Source organism: Quatrionicoccus australiensis, assembly GCF_020510525.1.
Taxonomy (GTDB): Bacteria; Pseudomonadota; Gammaproteobacteria; order Burkholderiales; family Rhodocyclaceae; genus Azonexus; species Azonexus australiensis_B.
Genome location: NZ_CP075188.1, coordinates 2280740 through 2296317, shown reverse-complemented (window position 1 = coordinate 2296317; position 15578 = coordinate 2280740). Strand labels below are relative to the sequence as shown.

The 15578-nt window shown below is 61.7% G+C and carries 15 protein-coding genes and 1 tRNA gene; 9 read left to right on the top strand and 7 right to left on the bottom strand.

Annotated features, from left to right (window positions below; all coding sequences use genetic code 11):
• The first annotated feature begins 34 nt into the window (after window positions 1-34).
• The 7 genes from KI612_RS11080 to KI612_RS11050 all read left to right on the top strand — a co-directional run bounded on the left by KI612_RS11080 (window position 35) and on the right by KI612_RS11050 (window position 5728).
• Window positions 35-1948: a DUF294 nucleotidyltransferase-like domain-containing protein gene (locus KI612_RS11080; protein WP_226444216.1), complete on the top strand. Its 1914-nt coding sequence runs from the start codon at window positions 35-37 to the stop codon at window positions 1946-1948.
• Between the two features lie 2 nt (window positions 1949-1950).
• Entirely contained in the window at window positions 1951-2631 is a 681-nt protein-coding gene (locus KI612_RS11075; protein WP_226440145.1) for a PolC-type DNA polymerase III domain-containing protein, read from the top strand.
• A 7-nt stretch (window positions 2632-2638) separates the two neighbouring features.
• Window positions 2639-4678: a sodium:solute symporter family protein gene (locus KI612_RS11070; protein WP_226440144.1), complete on the top strand. Its 2040-nt coding sequence runs from the start codon at window positions 2639-2641 to the stop codon at window positions 4676-4678.
• A complete protein-coding gene (locus KI612_RS11065; RefSeq protein ID WP_226440143.1) occupies window positions 4675-4923 on the top strand; it encodes a DUF4212 domain-containing protein in 249 nt (82 codons plus the stop codon). The genes KI612_RS11070 and KI612_RS11065 overlap by 4 nt, the downstream gene beginning before the upstream one ends.
• 6 nt (window positions 4924-4929) lie before the next feature.
• Complete coding sequence (locus KI612_RS11060) at window positions 4930-5199, top strand: hypothetical protein (RefSeq protein ID WP_226440142.1); 270 nt, start codon at window positions 4930-4932, stop codon at window positions 5197-5199.
• 35 nt (window positions 5200-5234) lie between these two features.
• A tRNA-Ser gene (locus KI612_RS11055) sits at window positions 5235-5325 on the top strand.
• A gap of 130 nt (window positions 5326-5455) precedes the next feature.
• A complete protein-coding gene (locus KI612_RS11050) occupies window positions 5456-5728 on the top strand; it encodes an STAS domain-containing protein (RefSeq protein ID WP_264180711.1) in 273 nt (90 codons plus the stop codon).
• A 68-nt stretch (window positions 5729-5796) separates the two neighbouring features.
• Here the strand turns inward: KI612_RS11050 and hslO are convergent, their stop codons facing one another.
• The 5 genes from hslO to KI612_RS11025 form a co-directional block, all read right to left on the bottom strand.
• Window positions 5797-6675 carry an Hsp33 family molecular chaperone HslO gene (gene hslO, locus KI612_RS11045; RefSeq protein ID WP_226440140.1) on the bottom strand — a complete coding sequence of 293 codons (879 nt, stop codon included), beginning with the start codon at window positions 6673-6675 and terminating at the stop codon, window positions 5797-5799.
• A complete protein-coding gene (locus KI612_RS11040) occupies window positions 6672-7028 on the bottom strand; it encodes an arsenate reductase (protein WP_226440139.1) in 357 nt (118 codons plus the stop codon). Before KI612_RS11040 ends, hslO begins: the two co-directional genes overlap by 4 nt.
• 55 nt (window positions 7029-7083) lie before the next feature.
• Entirely contained in the window at window positions 7084-8718 is a 1635-nt protein-coding gene (locus KI612_RS11035; protein WP_226440138.1) for a class I adenylate-forming enzyme family protein, read from the bottom strand.
• 159 nt (window positions 8719-8877) lie between these two features.
• Entirely contained in the window at window positions 8878-10194 is a 1317-nt protein-coding gene (locus KI612_RS11030) for a ferredoxin reductase family protein (protein ID WP_226440137.1), read from the bottom strand.
• A 114-nt stretch (window positions 10195-10308) separates the two neighbouring features.
• Window positions 10309-12630, bottom strand: a complete 2322-nt coding sequence (locus KI612_RS11025; protein WP_226440136.1) for a Tex family protein — start codon at window positions 12628-12630, stop codon at window positions 10309-10311.
• A 120-nt stretch (window positions 12631-12750) separates the two neighbouring features.
• On the opposite strand from KI612_RS11025, the gene fliW reads away from it, so the two are divergent.
• The gene (fliW, locus tag KI612_RS11020; RefSeq protein WP_226440135.1) at window positions 12751-13194 is read left to right on the top strand and encodes a flagellar assembly protein FliW; all 444 of its coding nucleotides are present in this window, start codon (window positions 12751-12753) and stop codon (window positions 13192-13194) included.
• A 47-nt stretch (window positions 13195-13241) separates the two neighbouring features.
• Here the strand turns inward: fliW and KI612_RS11015 are convergent, their stop codons facing one another.
• Window positions 13242-13763, bottom strand: a complete 522-nt coding sequence (locus KI612_RS11015; protein ID WP_226440134.1) for a gamma carbonic anhydrase family protein — start codon at window positions 13761-13763, stop codon at window positions 13242-13244.
• A 106-nt stretch (window positions 13764-13869) separates the two neighbouring features.
• Here KI612_RS11015 and KI612_RS11010 point away from each other — a divergent pair, with 106 nt between their 5' ends.
• Complete coding sequence (locus KI612_RS11010) at window positions 13870-14304, top strand: hypothetical protein (protein WP_226440133.1); 435 nt, start codon at window positions 13870-13872, stop codon at window positions 14302-14304.
• A 6-nt stretch (window positions 14305-14310) separates the two neighbouring features.
• On the opposite strand, the gene KI612_RS11005 is transcribed toward KI612_RS11010, so the two are convergent.
• The gene (locus KI612_RS11005) at window positions 14311-15555 is read right to left on the bottom strand and encodes a dicarboxylate/amino acid:cation symporter (protein ID WP_226440132.1); all 1245 of its coding nucleotides are present in this window, start codon (window positions 15553-15555) and stop codon (window positions 14311-14313) included.
• Window positions 15556-15578: the final 23 nt, after the last annotated feature.

Here is a 15578-nt window from a genome sequence, read left to right as displayed (position 1 = left end):
GGAACAAACAGCCCTGGAACCCGTTGAAGTCTCGTTGCGCCAGGAAGGGCGCCGGCGTGTCGCCGGCAATACGCTGGCCTTCTTGAAGAACCACGCGCCGTTCAACAAGATGAAGGCCGAAGCCCTGCAGGCATTCGCCGACAAGGCGCAACTGGTCTTTCATTCGGCCGGCAGCGAAATCGTCGGGCCGGAAGCCGGCAACGTCCGGTTCTTTTACCTGATCGAGTCGGGCAAGGTACAGGCGCGCCAGGCCGGTGAAGTGACGGTGACCGAGTATTCCATCCTCAGCCTCGGGGTAGGGGAGAGCTTCCCGATCGGTGCCGTGACGGCCGGGCGTCCGTCGACCAATACCTATACCGCGGTCGATGATGTTTTCTGCTACCAGCTGCCGGCCGAGGATTTCATGCAGCTGATGACCAGCAGCCCGGAATTCAACCTGTTCTGCACGCAGTACATCGCCAGCCTGCTTGACCAGTCGCGCTGCCAGTTGCAGCTGCAATTCGCCCAGCGGGCCAACGAGCAGCAGACGCTCAATTCGCCGCTGGTCGGCATCGGTTCGCGTTCGCCGGTTGCCGTGGCGCCGGAAACGCCGGTGCGTGCCGCGCTGGAAACCATGTCGGCGGCCAAGGTCGGTTCGTTGGTCATTGCCGGCGAAGATCGCAAGCCGGTCGGCGTGTTCACCCGTTCCGACCTGCTTGATCGCGTCGTGCTCGCCGATCTGCCGCACGATGCGCCGATCAGCCAGGCCATGTCGCCGGCCCCGTTCAAGCTCGAAGAGCACGCCACTGCTTACGATGCCATGCTGGCCATGGCAACGCACGGCATTCGCCATGTCCTGGTCACCGATGCCGAAGGCAAGCTGACCGGCGTGGTGTCCGAGCGCGATCTCTTTGCGCTGCAACGCGTTGGCCTGCGCCAGATTCGCCAGTCGATCGAGGGCGCGCATAACGTTGAAGCGCTGCAGCAGTCGGCGGCCGATGTGCGCCAGCTGTCGTTCAACATGCTCGCCCAGGGCGTCGGCGCCGAACAGCTGACGCAGTTCATCTCGGCGCTCAACGATGCGCTGACCCGGCGCGTCATTCAGCTCAACCTGGAAAACCACAATTTTGACGGCATCGAGTGGGCCTGGCTGGCCTTCGGGTCGGAAGGGCGCGACGAGCAGACTTTCAGTACCGACCAGGATAACGGCATCGTTTATGCCGTGCCCGACGGGTTGACCGTTGGCGAGCTGAAAACCCGCTTCCTGGCCTTTGCGCTCGACGTCAACAAGGATCTCGACCGCTGCGGCTTCCCGCTGTGCAAGGGCAACATCATGGCGAGCAACCCGCAGTGGTGTTTGTCGCTCGACGAATGGAAGGAGCAGTTCAGCCAGTGGATCCGCGTGCCGCAGCCCGAGGCCTTGCTCAATGCGACAATCTTTTTCGACTTCCGGCCGCTGTTCGGCAAGGTCGAGCTGGCCGAAGCGATGCGCCGTCACCTGCTGGCGCAGACCTCGTCGAACCCGATGTTCCTGCGCGCCATGGCGCACAATGCGCTCGACGTCGAGCCGCCGCTCGGCAAGATCCGCGACTTCCTGACCGATCTCGAACCGGATCATCCGGGCAAGATCGACCTCAAGAAATACGGCTCGCGCATCTTCGTCGACGTCGCCCGCATCTACGCGCTGGCGACCGGCGTGCACAACACCAACTCGGTGCAGCGCCTGCGCCTCGCCTCGAAGCGCCTGTCGATCCGCGATGACGAGGTCAACGCGGTGCTCGAAGGCATGGACTTCATCCAGTTCCTGCGCCTGCAGCACCAGTATCTGGAAGGCGAGCCGGGCACCCAGGGCGACAACCTGATCAATCCAGACGACCTCAACGAACTGGATCGCCGCATTCTCAAGGAATCCTTCCGCCAGGCCCGCAAGCTGCAGACGCGCCTCAAACTCGACTACCAGGTGAACTAGAAATGTTCGGAATCCGGAAATTCCTGTTCAAGGATGGCTCGCCGGCGCATCTGCCCGATGACGTCAAGGCGGCCATCGAGGCGTGGCGTGCCAGCAGCGGTCCACAACTCGACGATGCCCATTTTCATGTGCGCTATGTCGTCATCGACATCATCAGCAGTGGCCTCAAGCCGGACAGCGACGAGCTGCTCGGCATTGCCGCGGCTGGTGTGCGCGAGGCCGGCATGATCGTGCCGGACGACGCGTTCTATCTCGATTTCAGCGCCATCGAAGGCGAGGGCGAAGCGCAGCAGCAGGCGGTCGACCGCCAGTTGATGGCCTTTTTGCAATTCCTCGCCAAGGCGCCGCTGGTGACCTATCACGTGCCCTATGTCGGCGGCTTCCTGCAGCGTATCTACAAGGAGCGCCTGGGCATCGATTTCCAGCCGAACTGGGTCGATCTCGCCTGGCTGCTGCCGTCGATGTTCGAGGAAAAGTCGCATACCCTGCAGCCGCTCGATCACTGGCTCGACCTCTTCGGCCTGGCGAGCGGCAGCGGCCGGCGCGACGCGATGGAAAACACCCTGATGCTGGCCCGCATCTTCCAGATGTTGCTGGTCCGGGTCAGCGCCAAGGGCATCGATACGCCGGGCCGTCTGGTCGACGAGTCGCGCGCCAGCAGTTTCCTGCGTCGCACGCACTAGGCCCCGCATGCTTTCATCCCTGACCAGGTTGCAGCGTTACTACCTCTACTACACGGTGAGCTTCCTGGCGTTCATCGGGGCGCTTGCCGTGCTTGAGCAGCATGGCATGCCGCCGCGCTGGATCGGCTACGCCTTCCTCTTTTTCACCATCTCGATGTACGCGGTGATCGGCATCATGAGCCGCACCTCGGATGTCTCCGAGTATTACGTCGCCGGCCGCCGGGTGCCCGCCTTCTTCAACGGCATGGCGACCGGTGCCGACTGGATGAGCGCCGCGTCCTTCATCGGTCTGGCCGGCACCCTGTATTTGTCGGGGCATCAGGGTCTGGCTTTCGTAATCGGCTGGACCGGCGGTTTCGTGCTGGTGGCGCTGCTGCTCGCCCCCTATCTGCGCCGCTTCGGCGAATACACCATTCCCGATTTTCTCGGTGCCCGTTACGGTGGCAACGCCATCCGCATGGTTGCCGTCGCCGCCGCCATCCTGGCTTCCTTCGTCTATGTCGTGGCGCAGATTTACGGCGTCGGCGTGATTACCAGCCGCTTTGTCAGCCTGCAGTTCGAGATCGGCGTTTTTGTCGGTCTCGCCGGCATCCTCGTCTGTTCCTTCCTGGGCGGCATGAAGGCGGTGACCTGGACGCAGGTGGCGCAGTACGTGATCCTGATCATCGCCTACATCACACCGGTTGCCATCCTGTCCTGGAATGTCACCGGCAATCCGGTGCCGCAACTGGTCTATGGCCAGGTGTTGCAGGAAGTCGGGCGCCTGGAAGAGAAGCTGTTCAACATGCCGGCCGAAATCGAGGTGCGCCAGCTCTATCGTGAGCGGGCCGATCTCTACGCCGAAAAGATCATGCAGTTGCCCAGCTCGCTGCTCCTGGAGCGCGAGCAGATTTCGACACGGATCAACGAACTCAAGGCGAGTGATGCACAGATGAAGGACATCGTGGCGCTGGAGAAACAGCGCCGCGAACTGCCGCACGATCCGGAACAAGCGAAGGCGCGCTGGGAAAATGCCATGTATTCGGCGGTCGACCGTAGCCAGCCCCCGGTTCACCATGCCGAGGCCTTCCCCGGCGAAACGGCCGAGCAGCAACTGCCGGAACGCATCAACTTCCTGGCGCTGATCTTCTGCCTGACCATAGGCACGGCAGCACTGCCGCACGTTCTGACCCGTTATTACACGACGCCCAGTGTCAGTCAGGCGCGCGACTCGGTGTTCTGGTCGCTGCTGTTCATTCTCTTGCTCTACATCACGGCACCGGCCTATGCCGTCTTTGCCAAGTACGAAGTGCTGTCGCATCTGGTCGAAATTCCGATAGCCAAACTGCCGAGCTGGGTCGCGGCGTGGACCAAGATCGGGCTGGTCAATATCGAGGACATCAACGGCGACGGGATACTGCAATTGGCCGAGCTGGCGCTCAATCCCGACGTGATCGTCCTTGCCACGCCGGAAATCGCCGGCATGCCGTATGTCGTTTCCGGCCTGGTCGCCGCCGGTGGCCTGGCGGCGGCGTTATCCACCGCCGACGGTCTGCTGCTGACCATCACCAGTTCGCTGTCGCATGACATCTACTACCGCATCATCCGGCCGGATGCTTCGACCCAGTTCCGGCTGGTGATTTCCAAGTCGATGCTGCTGGTGGTCGCCGTGCTCGCCGCAACCGTGGCGGCGCAAAAACCGGGCACCATCCTGTCCATGGTTTCCTGGGCTTTCTCGATTGCCGGCTCGGCCTTCTTCCCGGCGCTGGTGCTCGGCATCTTCTGGCAGCGGGCAACGCGGGCCGGTGCGCTGGCCGGCATGCTGCTCGGCATGCTGCTGACCATTTACTACATCCTGCGCGTCGAGTTCGACAGCATTCCCTGGCTGGGTATCAAGGGAATCGGCATGGAACCATGGTTCCATGTGCATTCGACCTCGGCCGGTGTGTTTGGTGTCTGCGCCGGATTCATCACCATCATTGCCGTCAGCCTGATGACGCGTCCGGACGGCGAGGGCGGCGATTTTCTCCAGGGCATTCGGCGTAGCGGCGAGGAGGACGGGCGATGAAGATACACGACCGTTACTGGCGCAAGACCCGCCGCCTGACGCTGAACCTGCTGGTGCTGTGGTTTTTCGTCACCTTCGTGCTCAACTGGTTCGCCCGCGAATTGAACCAGTTCGAGCTTTTCGGTTTTCCGCTCGGCTTTTACCTTGGCGCACAGGGCTTGCTGTTCATCTACCTGCTGATCATCTGGTACTACAACCGCCGCATGCGCAAGCTTGATGCCGAGTTCGGCATCGAAGACCAATAGCTTGCCGTGGCGGATTTCCTGATCAGCGCACTGCGCGCCATCATTGAAATGCTCGGCCTTTGCCTGATCGGGCAGGGCGTGCTTTTTGTCCTGGTCGGCACCCAATGTACGGTCAACCCGGTGTGGCAGTTGTTTTCCCTGGTCACGCGGGCGCCGCGACAACTGGTTGCCGCTGTTCTGCCTGCTGGAACTGCTGACCGGAAAATCAGCTTCGCAACTTTCCTGATTCTCTTCTTTCTCTGGACTGGTCTGGCTTTTCTGCGAAAACTGCATTGACGAACGCCAGCTTTCTGCTAGAATGCGCGGCTCTTGGAGCGGTGGATGAGTGGTTTAAGTCGCACGCCTGGAAAGCGTGTGTAGGGTAATCCCCTACCGCGGGTTCGAATCCCGCCTGCTCCGCCAAGATACTGAAAGGCCCGTTTTCCGGATTTGGAAACCGGGCCTTTTGCATTTGCGCTGTGCGCAACAGGCACTTTTCTCTTGATTCACCGATTGGACATCCATGTTTATTACGAGCCAGATCGTTGGTACGGTGGCGACCATCACGCTGCGGGGCAGTTTTGGTTTTTCCGAGCACCGGGATTTCCGCAAGGCCGTGAAGGAACAGCTGGCCGGTCCTTGTACTGTGCTGGAGATCGATTTCGACGGCGTTGATTACCTCGACAGTTCTGCCCTGGGGTCGCTGTTGTTGTCGCGGGAAGAGGCCGGCGCTGCCGGCAAGTCGATCGTGCTGGTCAATTGTCGGGGGACCGTCAAGCAGATCATCGATATCGCCAATTTTCATCGGCTGTTCACGATCCGCTAACCGCCGCTTCCGGGACGTAAAAAAACCGCCAATCGCAAAATTGGCGGTTTTTTTTGCCTGCTTGCCGCTCAGTGCAGCTTGCCGGCCTCGCTGTCGGCAAACAGCTGCGCGACGTCGGCGGCGCTGAAGCGGTAATCGCGGTTGCAGATGTCGTCGCGGATCAGGATTTCGCCATGTTCGGCGAGTATGGTCTCGGCGTCGGCCTTGCCCAGGCTGCGGATCATGTCGGCAACTTTTTCGCGGTCTTCCGGGCAGTGGTAGACGACGGTCTGGGCATCGTACACGCGCAGGCCGCGCGCTTCGATCTCTTCGTGGAAAAGGCGGCCGAGCAGGGTTTCGGCGTCGAGTTCGAGCAATTCGGCCGGTTTGACGGTCGCCGCCAGTTGGCTGATCCGGCTCCAGCCATCCTGATCGTGGTTGTCGGCCTGCGGCATCTTTTGCAGGAAGAGGCAGACGGCGGCCTTGGAATTGGCGGTGGCGAACAGGCGCGAGGGCTGCTGTTCCGACTGCTCCAGGTAGTGCTCGAAGATTTCCGCGATGCTCTCGCCGACCATGGGCACATAGCTCTGGTAAGGTTGGCGCGCGGTCGGCAGATCGAGGCTCATCATCAGCTGGCCGCCCTGATGGGCGCCGAGCAGTTCCGGTACCGGCGCCGGCAGGACGACCGGGTTGCTGCGCGCCATGCCGCGCATCTGCAGTTGTTCGTTGCAATCCATGACCAGCAGCTGGATCGGGCCGTTGCCGCGCAATTGCAGGGTCAGGCGACCCGGTTGCTTCAGCTGGCCGGCGATCAGCGCCGTGACTGCGGCGGTTTCGCCGAGCAACTGGGCAACCGTCGGCTGATAGTCGCGGTCAGCCTGCATCTGCTGCCAGCAGTCGTCGAGACGGACGATAGCGCCGCGAATGTCGAGACCGTCGAAGAGGAAACGCTGGATGGTGCTGCTCATTTGAGTTGTTCCGTATAGGTTTCCGGGCTGAAGCCGATCAGCAGCTGGCTGCCGGTGTCGAGCACCGGGCGCTTGATCAGGGCCGGGTATTGCGCCATCAATTTGAGGGCTTTTTCTGCGTCGACCGCTGTGCGCTCTTCTTCGGTCAGTTTCTTCCACATCAGGCCGCGCTTGTTGAGCAGCACTTCCCAGCCGGCGCGCGCACTCCAGTCCGGCAGATTGGCTTCGGCCACGCCGGCCTTCTTGTAATCGATGAATTCGTAGGCGATCCCGTTTTCGCCCAGCCAGGCGAAGGCTTTCTTCATGGTGTCGCAGTTCTTGATGCCGAAGATTTTTACCTGTTTTATTGTCATGGCGAGAGGTCGGAGTTTTGTTGAAAAAGGGCGGGAGATCACGTGGCGCTGAATTCTAAGGTTGAGTAGTGTTTCTGGATAGAGCAGGGTATGTATCCGTAGTCATTTTCTTTTCTGCTCTACTGATTCCCAGTCTTTCTGCAAGTAGTCCGTTCATTTCGCTGCGTATCAGTTTTCCCTCATTGTTGCGGGGAATTTGGTCGCAGATTATTACGCGCCAGGGAGCGTGAGAACCTAGTTGCTCGCAGGCGTAGGCCAGCAGGGCGCTTTCACTGCTGTTTGCGGTGGAACTCAGAGTTACCGCCGCGATCGGCAGATCCTGATGAACCGGATGTCTTGCCGGTACAACAGCGCAATCCGTCACGTCTGGATGGGCGGTCAGAACTTGTTCTATTTCAGCAGGATAGATGTTGATGCCGTTCATGATCATCATGTGATCGGCCCGGCCGTAGAAAATCAGGTGACCATCGGCGGTAAGCTTGCCAAGATCGCCGGGCAAGAACCATTTTTTAATGAAGCTTCGCTGCGTAGCTTTATCATCGTGCAAGTATCCCTCGACCACTCCGGGGCTGCTGATCCGGATCAGACCGATTGTTTCTGCTGGCAACACTTGCCCGTTGCGGTCAATGATTTCTACCTGTGTTCCTCTCAGGGCACGTCCTATCGTTCCAGAGATATGGTTGATTTCATCAGGAGAGGCAATTGCAACCGGACCGGCTTCGTTAATGCCGTAGCGGACATGGACATTTGGTGTAAGAGAGCATTTGAGACGTCGGCGCAGATCCTCGGTTACTGTGGATGAGGTAACTTCAAAGACCCTGACTCCGGTGAGCGCATTCGCAGCGTTGGGGGCTAGCATCTGCAGCATTTTTTCGGCGTGGAATACAGTAGCGAATACGGCACTGAGTGAAAACCTGATACAGGCCCCGATCGGGTCGGGTGTATCCCATATGTTCAAAGCGCACGATGCGCCGGCAGCCAGAGCTTCATGCAGGCGAAACTTGGCATGGGAGAAGTCGAAGTGGCTGAGCGGGGCAATGCGGTCGGCAGCGGTAATTTGTAGCTTTTCGTTGGCTCGGGTTGCCCGGGCCGCTGCTTGAGCATGGGTGACGGGAATCAGTTTTGGCTCTCCAGTCGTGCCCGAGCCGCTGATCAGCAGCCAGGGGCTACGGGGGGCTTTTTCCATAATCGACAGGTCAATATGCATCGGGCTGGAGATCAAGGCTTGTTGATTAATCTCCAGAAAGCGGGTGCCGGGAATGGCATGAATCACTTGGTCGCCGGCAAGACAGTAAATGCGGGCTTTTCTGGCTATTGCAATGCGCTGGACAGGTTGGGTGCTGCGAGGGATCGAGAATACTGTGGCCCCCAGGCGGGTAACCGCCAGAATGCAGAGTACGAGGGTAAATTCCTCAGTCAGGGTCAGGCCGATAATGTGTCCGGGGCGCACTCCTTGTTCGTGCAGGAAGTGAGCGAATTTCCAGGTTAGGTTATCGAGTTCGCGGTAGCTGATATCCCTGTGTGCCATAAGTAATGCGGGCGATTCGGGACGACTTTTTGCGTGCCGGATTATGTCGAGCGTAATGTTGCGTGAGTCAGTATTGTCTGGCCGATTTTCGGATGACTCTGCCGTTTTCTCAGGAGAAGAGTGTCGGGGAGCAAGGGAGCGGGTAGAGGGGCTTTGGAGCATTTTGAGAGTTGCCACTTGGACTGTGCATGACAAATGTGGCACCAGTATAGGTGCGTTTTCCTGGCAGGGAAGCATGAGTCCCTTAGGACAAGTAAATCATGACAATTTGGCTGTCGGCAATTGTCAGGCTGAGCACTTCCCGAGTTTTGCCTCCGACAGTTAGCGGAATTCGAACATTTCACGATGGAAGGCGGTGGCGGGCAGGCCGCTTGCAGTCAGCGTCCGGGCCAGGGCAGCGCCCCAGGCATCCGGGCCGCAGAACCAGACGCTGCTGCCCGCTTTCAGGCAGGCGCTGACTTCGGCCGGATCGAGCGGGCCATCGCTGTCGGTTAGGCGTTGATGCAGGCGTACGCCGGCAGCTTGGCAGCGTTCGGCGAGCTGTTCGGGGAAGGGGCTGGCGGCACGCGTGCAGTAGAAGAGATCGGCCTCGCCGGCGCTGCCATTTTGCGCGGCACGCTCGTCGAGCTTGGCGAGGAAGGGCGTGATGCCGATGCCGCCGGCGATCCAGACCTGCGGCGCACGGTCGACTGCATTTTTATCGGCAAAATCGAATTTGCCGTAGGGACCTTCGAGGACGACTTGCTGGCCGACGCGCAAGCTGCCCGGCAGGCTGGTCGTGTAATCGCCGAGTGCCTTGATCGCCAGGGTCAGCGTGCCTTGCTGCGCATTCCAGGCAGAAGCGATGGTGAAGGGATGGGCGCCTTCGCCGGTCTTGCCGAAATCGGCAAAGAGGAACTGACCAGCCTGGTGGCCGGGCCAGGCCGGCGACCGGCAGACGATCTCCAGCGTCTGTGCATCGGGCTGGCTGAGCGTTTCGATGCTTGCCGGGTACTGGCGCTTACGCCCGATGCGGTTGCTCAGCGAGAGCAGGGCGGGGACGACGCCGGCGGCGGCGAGTGCCGCTGTCAGCCAGCCGAGCGGGCTTTGCCAGAAGGTGGCGGGGAGCAGGATCAGGCCGTGGAAGGCGCCGGCCAGGAAGACGAGGCCGAAAGCCTTGTGCACCAGCCGGAAGTAACGGTAGGGAATGCGCTTGACCAGGGCGATGACGACCAGTGCGAGCAGGATGTAACCGGCCCATTCGCCGACATCCTTGGCCAGGTCTATCCACATTTCCGGTTCGCCACGCGGTCCGCGCGGCCGGTTCGGGCCGGTGATCCAGCCCGCCTTGGCAAGGTTCTTGGGCAGCCATTCGAGCAGATAGTGGGTCAGGACGAGAAGGCCGGCGCCGATGCCGATATCCTTGTGCAGGCGATAGAGCTTGTCGAGGCCGCCGAAGCGCTGTTCCAGCCAGCGCGGGCGGGCGGCGAGCAGCATGCCGGCGCTCATCCACCACAGGGCGAGCAGGCCGGACAGGATGATCAGCGGCCGGCGCCAGGCCCAGAAGCCTTCCGGATTGGCGGCCAGCACGTCGGGCAGGGCAAAAATGCCCCACAGGGCAAGGGGAACGAGCGCGAGCGCAAGGAGTGGGCGTTTCATGATGTTGTTCATCTGCTATTGCGATGACATCAGTCTACGCCGCTCTCCGACGATGGGCTGTTGCAGAGTGTAAGCAAATGAAAACCGCCTGACGGAGCAGGCGGTTCGGGGTGCTTAGCGCTTCAGCTTGGCGAAGGCCGAGGCCATCGCGTTGTTGGCCGGGGCCGGCCCGGTACTGCGCGGAGCTGGTCGCGTCGGGTTCTGGCCGCCGCGTCCGGCCGGCGCGCCGTCATGCCGCTTGGCCTGGCCCGGCTCGTCGCCCATGCGCATGGTCAGCGCAATGCGCTGGCGTTGCAGATCGACTTCCAGCACCTTGACCTTGACCACCTGGCCGGCCTTGACGATGGTGTGCGGGTCCTTGACGAAGGTGTTGGACAGCGCCGAGACATGCACCAGACCATCCTGGTGCACGCCGATATCGACGAAGGCACCGAAGGCGGCGACGTTGGTGACGACGCCTTCGAGGATCATGCCCGGACGCAGGTCGGAAACCTTTTCGACGCCGTCGGCGAAGGTGGCTGTCTTGAACTCGGGACGCGGGTCGCGGCCGGGTTTTTCCAGTTCCTTGAAAATGTCCTGCACGGTCGGCAGGCCGAAGCGCTCGTCGGTGTACTTCGAAGGATTCAGGCCTTTCAGGGCGCGGCTGTCGCCGAGGATTTCCTTGATCGACTTGTTGAGGTCGACAATGATTTTCTCGACCACCGGGTAGGCTTCCGGGTGCACGGAGGAGCTATCCAGCGGATTGTCGCCATTCGGCACGCGCAGGAAGCCGGCGGCCTGCTCGAAGGTCTTGTCGCCGAGGCGCGGCACCTTTTTCAGCTCGTCGCGCGAGCGGAAGGCACCGTGGGTGTCGCGATAGCTGACGATATTTGCGGCCAGGCTGCCGTTGAGGCCGGAAATGCGGGTCAGCAGCGGCACGGAGGCAGTATTGACGTCGACGCCGACGGCATTGACGCAATCCTCGACGACGGCATCGAGATTCTTGGCGAGCTTCGATTGCGACACGTCGTGCTGGTACTGGCCGACACCGATCGACTTAGGGTCGATCTTGACCAGTTCGGCGAGCGGGTCCTGCAGGCGGCGGGCGATCGACACGGCGCCGCGGATCGAGACGTCGAGATCCGGGAATTCCTTGGCGGCGAATTCGGAGGCCGAATAGACCGAGGCGCCGGCTTCGGAGACGACGATCTTCTGCAAACGCGCTTCCGGGTAGCGCTTCATGACGTCCTGCACCAGCTTGTCGGTTTCGCGGCTGGCCGTGCCGTTGCCGATGGCGACCAGTGACACGCCGTGCTTGGCGGCCAGGCGGGCGATGGTGGACATCGAGCCGTCCCAGTCGCAGCGCGGTTCGTGCGGATAGATGGTGGCGTGGTCGAGCATCTTGCCGGTGGCATCGACGATGGCGATCTTGCAGCCGGTGCGGATGCCCGGGTCGATGCCCATGGTGACGTGCTGGCCGGCCGGGGCGGCGAGCAGCAGGTCTTTCAGGTTGCGGCCGAAGACGCGGATGGCTTCTTCCTCGGCGCGTTCGCGCAACTCGTTCATCAGTTCGAGTTCGAGATGGGTGTAGATCTTGACCTTCCAGGTCCAGCGCACGGTGTCGGCCAGCCATTTGTCGGCCGGACGGTTCTGCGGCTTGATGCCGAAACGCACGGCAATGCGCTGCTCGCACGGGTTGGGGCCGGCCTTGACGGCGTCCTCGTCGAGTTCGGAGTCGAGGACCAGCGCGACCTGCAGCATGCCTTCATTGCGGCCGCGCAGCAGGGCCAGCGCGCGGTGCGAGGGCATGCTGGTGACCGGTTCGGCGAAGTCGAACCAGTCTCGGAACTTGGCGCCTTCGGTTTCCTTGCCTTCGACGACAGTCGACCGGACGTGGCCGTGTTCGCTGAGATATTGGCGCAGGCCACCGAGCAGTTCGGCATCTTCAGCGAACTTTTCCATCAGGATCTGGCGCGCGCCGTCGAGCACGGCCTTGGTATCGGCAAAGCCGGCGTCGACGTTGATGAATTTTGCGGCTTCGTCTTCCGGCGTCAGGTCAGGGTTGTCGAGCAGGCTGAAGGCCAGCGGCTCGATGCCGGCTTCGCGGGCGATCTGCGCCTTGGTGCGGCGCTTCTGCTTGTACGGCAGGTAAAGGTCTTCCAGGCGTTGCTTGGTTTCGGCATCGCTGATCTCGGCCTTGAGTTCCGGCGTCAGCTTGCCCTGTTCCTCGATGCTGGCCAGGATGGCCGTGCGCCGGTCTTCGAGATCGCGCAGGTAGGTCAGGCGTTCTTCCAGGTTGCGCAGTTGGGTGTCGTCGAGGCCGTCGGTCGCCTCCTTGCGGTAGCGCGAGATGAAGGGAACGGTGGCGCCTTCGTCCAGGAGGGCGATGGCGGCGTTGACCTGAGCCGGGCGGACGCCCAGTTCGATGGCGATGCGGTGTTCGATGGGTGCGAGCATGGATGCGGCAGTGCTACAAAAAAGGGGGGTGAACTATGCGCAATACCGACCTAAAATACAACCTTGATGAGTTACAGTAAGTCGCGTGACATTGGCATTTCAATCCAAAGGAGAAAAATAATGAAAGTTGATACCTATCTGTTCGGCTCGGTCGAAGTCAATCCGGAAAAAGTCATTACCTTCCCGAACGGTCTGGTCGGCTTTGAAAGCAGCACGCGCTTCACGCTGGTGCACGAGAACGATGCCGGCGAGTCGGCAAGCTTCACGCTGCAATCCCTGGATGATCCGACGCTGGCTTTCCAGATCGTTGATCCGACCACGCTCGGCTACAACTACGAGCTGGCCCTGAGCGATGCCGAGAATGCGCTGCTGCAGACGCCGGTCGCCAGTGATGTGGCGGTGATGCAGGTCCTGTTCAAGAAGGAAGAAGGCGGCAAGGCCGTGATCAGCCCCAACCTGCGCGCCCCGCTGGTGATCAACACCAAGGCCCGGGTCGGCCTGCAGAAGGTCATGGAAACCTTCCGTCCGAACATCACCTTGTCCAACCTGTCGAGCTCCGTTTAAACACCAGCTTGCCAGGCAAACGCGGGGCTGCGGCCCCGCGTTGTCGTTTACAGCGGCTCAAGCGTGTCGCGGTAGCGGGCGGCGTTGGCTACGTAGTGCTCGGCTGATTTCTGCAGCTTGGCGACATCCTCGTCGGATAGTTCGCGCACGACCTTGCCCGGCGAGCCGACGATCAGCACGCGGTCCGGGAAGACCTTGCCTTCCGGGATCAGCGTATTGGCGCCGACGATGCAGCCCTTGCCGATCACGGCGCGGTTGAGGATCACCGAGCCGATGCCGATCAGGCTGCCGTCGCCGACCGTGCAGCCGTGCAGCATGACCAGGTGGCCGACGGTGACGTTGTCGCCGATGTGCATCGGCACGCCTTCGTCGGTATGCAGTACCGAGCCGTCCTGGATGTTGGTGTTGGCGCCGATGTGGATCGGGTCGTTGTCGCCGCGCAGCGTGGCGTTCCACCAGATCGAGGCGTTCTCGCCGAGGCGGATGTCGCCGATTACCGTGGCGTTGGGGGCAACCCAGGCGTTGTCGCCGATTTGCGGTTGTTTGTCAGCGAGGCGGTAGAGGGGCATGCGGTCTCCTTTTTGCTATTTGAAAATGGCCATTTTTGCGGTGTCGACCGCAAAGCGCAGGCGTAATGTTACGCTGCCGGCCTGCGGGGCGCCTCAAGGAGCCAACATGAATTTTCCTCGACTCAAATCCTGGCAATGGGCCTTGCTCGTCATTGCCGGCCTGGTCGCACTCGACTGGGCGATCCGCCGGCCGGATGCGCGTTCGCGCGAGCTGACCGGAATCATCGCGACGCAGGGCAGCGCCCAGCTCAAGGCCTATCCCTATCAATTCCATGTGCTGCGCGTCGAAGGCAAGACGGCAGTGCTCAGCACGCCGCGCAGTTTCGAGGTGCCGGCTTTCAAGGTGCTGGGCGTGCTCTACCCGGAAATCAACGTCAAGGATGCCAACAACCCGGCCTTCATCGCCGTCGAGCAGCAACTCGGCGCCGTCCAGGCCGAAGCGCGCAGCATCGTCGCGGCGCAGCCGGGGATCAGCGACGTGCGCTGGGAGCTGGATCGCGAGTGGTTGCGCCAGCGCGGCATCGAGGTGCCGGACAAATAGCCGGCGTCAGGCGTTCTTGTCGGCGCTGGTCAGCTTCTGCACGATCAGGCTGCCGATCATGTCGCCTTCGACATTGACCGCCGTACGCGTTGTGTCGAGGATGCGGTCGATCGGCAGCAGGATGGCGATGGCTTCGGTCGGCAGGCCGACCGACTGCAGTACCAGCACCATCGATAGCATGCCGACGCTGGGGATGCCGGGCGCGCCCAGAGCGCCGAGCATGGCGACGCAGAAGATCACCGCCTGCTGCGCGATGTCGAGTTCGATGCCGGCCAGGCGGGCAACGAAGAGGGCGGCGGCCGCTTCGTAAAGGGCCGTGCCATCCATGTTGACCGTGGCGCCGAGCGGTACGACGAAATTGGCGATGTCCTTCTTGACGTGCAGGTGCTGCTCGACACAGCGCAGCGTCACCGGCAGCGTGGCGGCACTGGAGCTGGTGACGAAGGCGGTGATCAGCGCTTCACGCGCACCGCGCCAGAAGCGCAGCGGCGAGACGCGGGTGACCAGCCAGAGCAAGGCGGGCAGCACGACGATGCCGTGGAACAGCGTCGTGCCGGTGACCACGGCGATGAATTCGAGCAGGCTGCCGAGCAGCGCCGCCTGCTGCGTCGCGGCCAGTTGCAGGAGCAGGGCGGCGAGGCCGAGCGGCGCCAGGTACATGATCCAGCCGACAATCAGCAGGCAGAGTTCCTGCAGTTCCTGGAGCAGCGTGCGCAGGTTCTTGTAGCGCTCGCCGCCGATCACCAGCGCGATGCCGAGGATCAGCGCAATGACGACGATGGCGAGCAGGTCGCCGCTGGCCAGCGCCTTGATCGGGTTCTGGAACAGGCCGTGCATGAACTGGGCGATGTAATCGGGCAGCGGCATCTGGCGCGCCTGGAAATTCTGCGTCGCCTCGGCGAACATCGCCAGGTGCATGCCTTCGCCGGGCCGGAACAGGTTGGCGGCACCGAAGCCGAGGAAGATCGCCAGTGCCATCGACAGCGCAAAAAAGCCCAGCGTCGTCGTCCACACTGCATGCATCTTTTCATGCGCGCGCAGGTTGGCAACGCCGACCACGATGGACGAAAAGATCAGCGGCACCAGCACCATGCGCAGCAGGTCGAGGAACAGCGTACCGACCAGTTTGGCGCCGTACAGCGTGTTCTGCGCCAGCGGTGTCGCGGTCTGGCCGTTCAGGTAGAGGCCGCCGGCGATGCCGAGGGCGCAGCCGATCAGGATTTGCGTATTGAGCGACAGTTTGCGGGCCATGCTGATTCCGTGGGTGAGGGCAG

Excerpts from the sequence above, each read along its gene's own strand:
- KI612_RS11075 (WP_226440145.1), top strand. The coding sequence starts at position 1,951 with ATGTTCGGAATCCGGAAATTCCTGTTCAAGGATGGCTCGCCGGCGCAT.
- KI612_RS11070 (WP_226440144.1), top strand. The coding sequence starts at position 2,639 with ATGCTTTCATCCCTGACCAGGTTGCAGCGTTACTACCTCTACTACACG.
- KI612_RS11065 (WP_226440143.1), top strand. The coding sequence starts at position 4,675 with ATGAAGATACACGACCGTTACTGGCGCAAGACCCGCCGCCTGACGCTG.
- hslO (WP_226440140.1), bottom strand. The coding sequence starts at position 6,675 with ATGAGCAGCACCATCCAGCGTTTCCTCTTCGACGGTCTCGACATTCGC.
- KI612_RS11040 (WP_226440139.1), bottom strand. The coding sequence starts at position 7,028 with ATGACAATAAAACAGGTAAAAATCTTCGGCATCAAGAACTGCGACACC.
- KI612_RS11035 (WP_226440138.1), bottom strand. The coding sequence starts at position 8,718 with ATGCTCCAAAGCCCCTCTACCCGCTCCCTTGCTCCCCGACACTCTTCT.
- KI612_RS11030 (WP_226440137.1), bottom strand. The coding sequence starts at position 10,194 with ATGAAACGCCCACTCCTTGCGCTCGCGCTCGTTCCCCTTGCCCTGTGG.
- KI612_RS11025 (WP_226440136.1), bottom strand. The coding sequence starts at position 12,630 with ATGCTCGCACCCATCGAACACCGCATCGCCATCGAACTGGGCGTCCGC.
- fliW (WP_226440135.1), top strand. The coding sequence starts at position 12,751 with ATGAAAGTTGATACCTATCTGTTCGGCTCGGTCGAAGTCAATCCGGAA.
- KI612_RS11015 (WP_226440134.1), bottom strand. The coding sequence starts at position 13,763 with ATGCCCCTCTACCGCCTCGCTGACAAACAACCGCAAATCGGCGACAAC.
- KI612_RS11010 (WP_226440133.1), top strand. The coding sequence starts at position 13,870 with ATGAATTTTCCTCGACTCAAATCCTGGCAATGGGCCTTGCTCGTCATT.
- KI612_RS11005 (WP_226440132.1), bottom strand. The coding sequence starts at position 15,555 with ATGGCCCGCAAACTGTCGCTCAATACGCAAATCCTGATCGGCTGCGCC.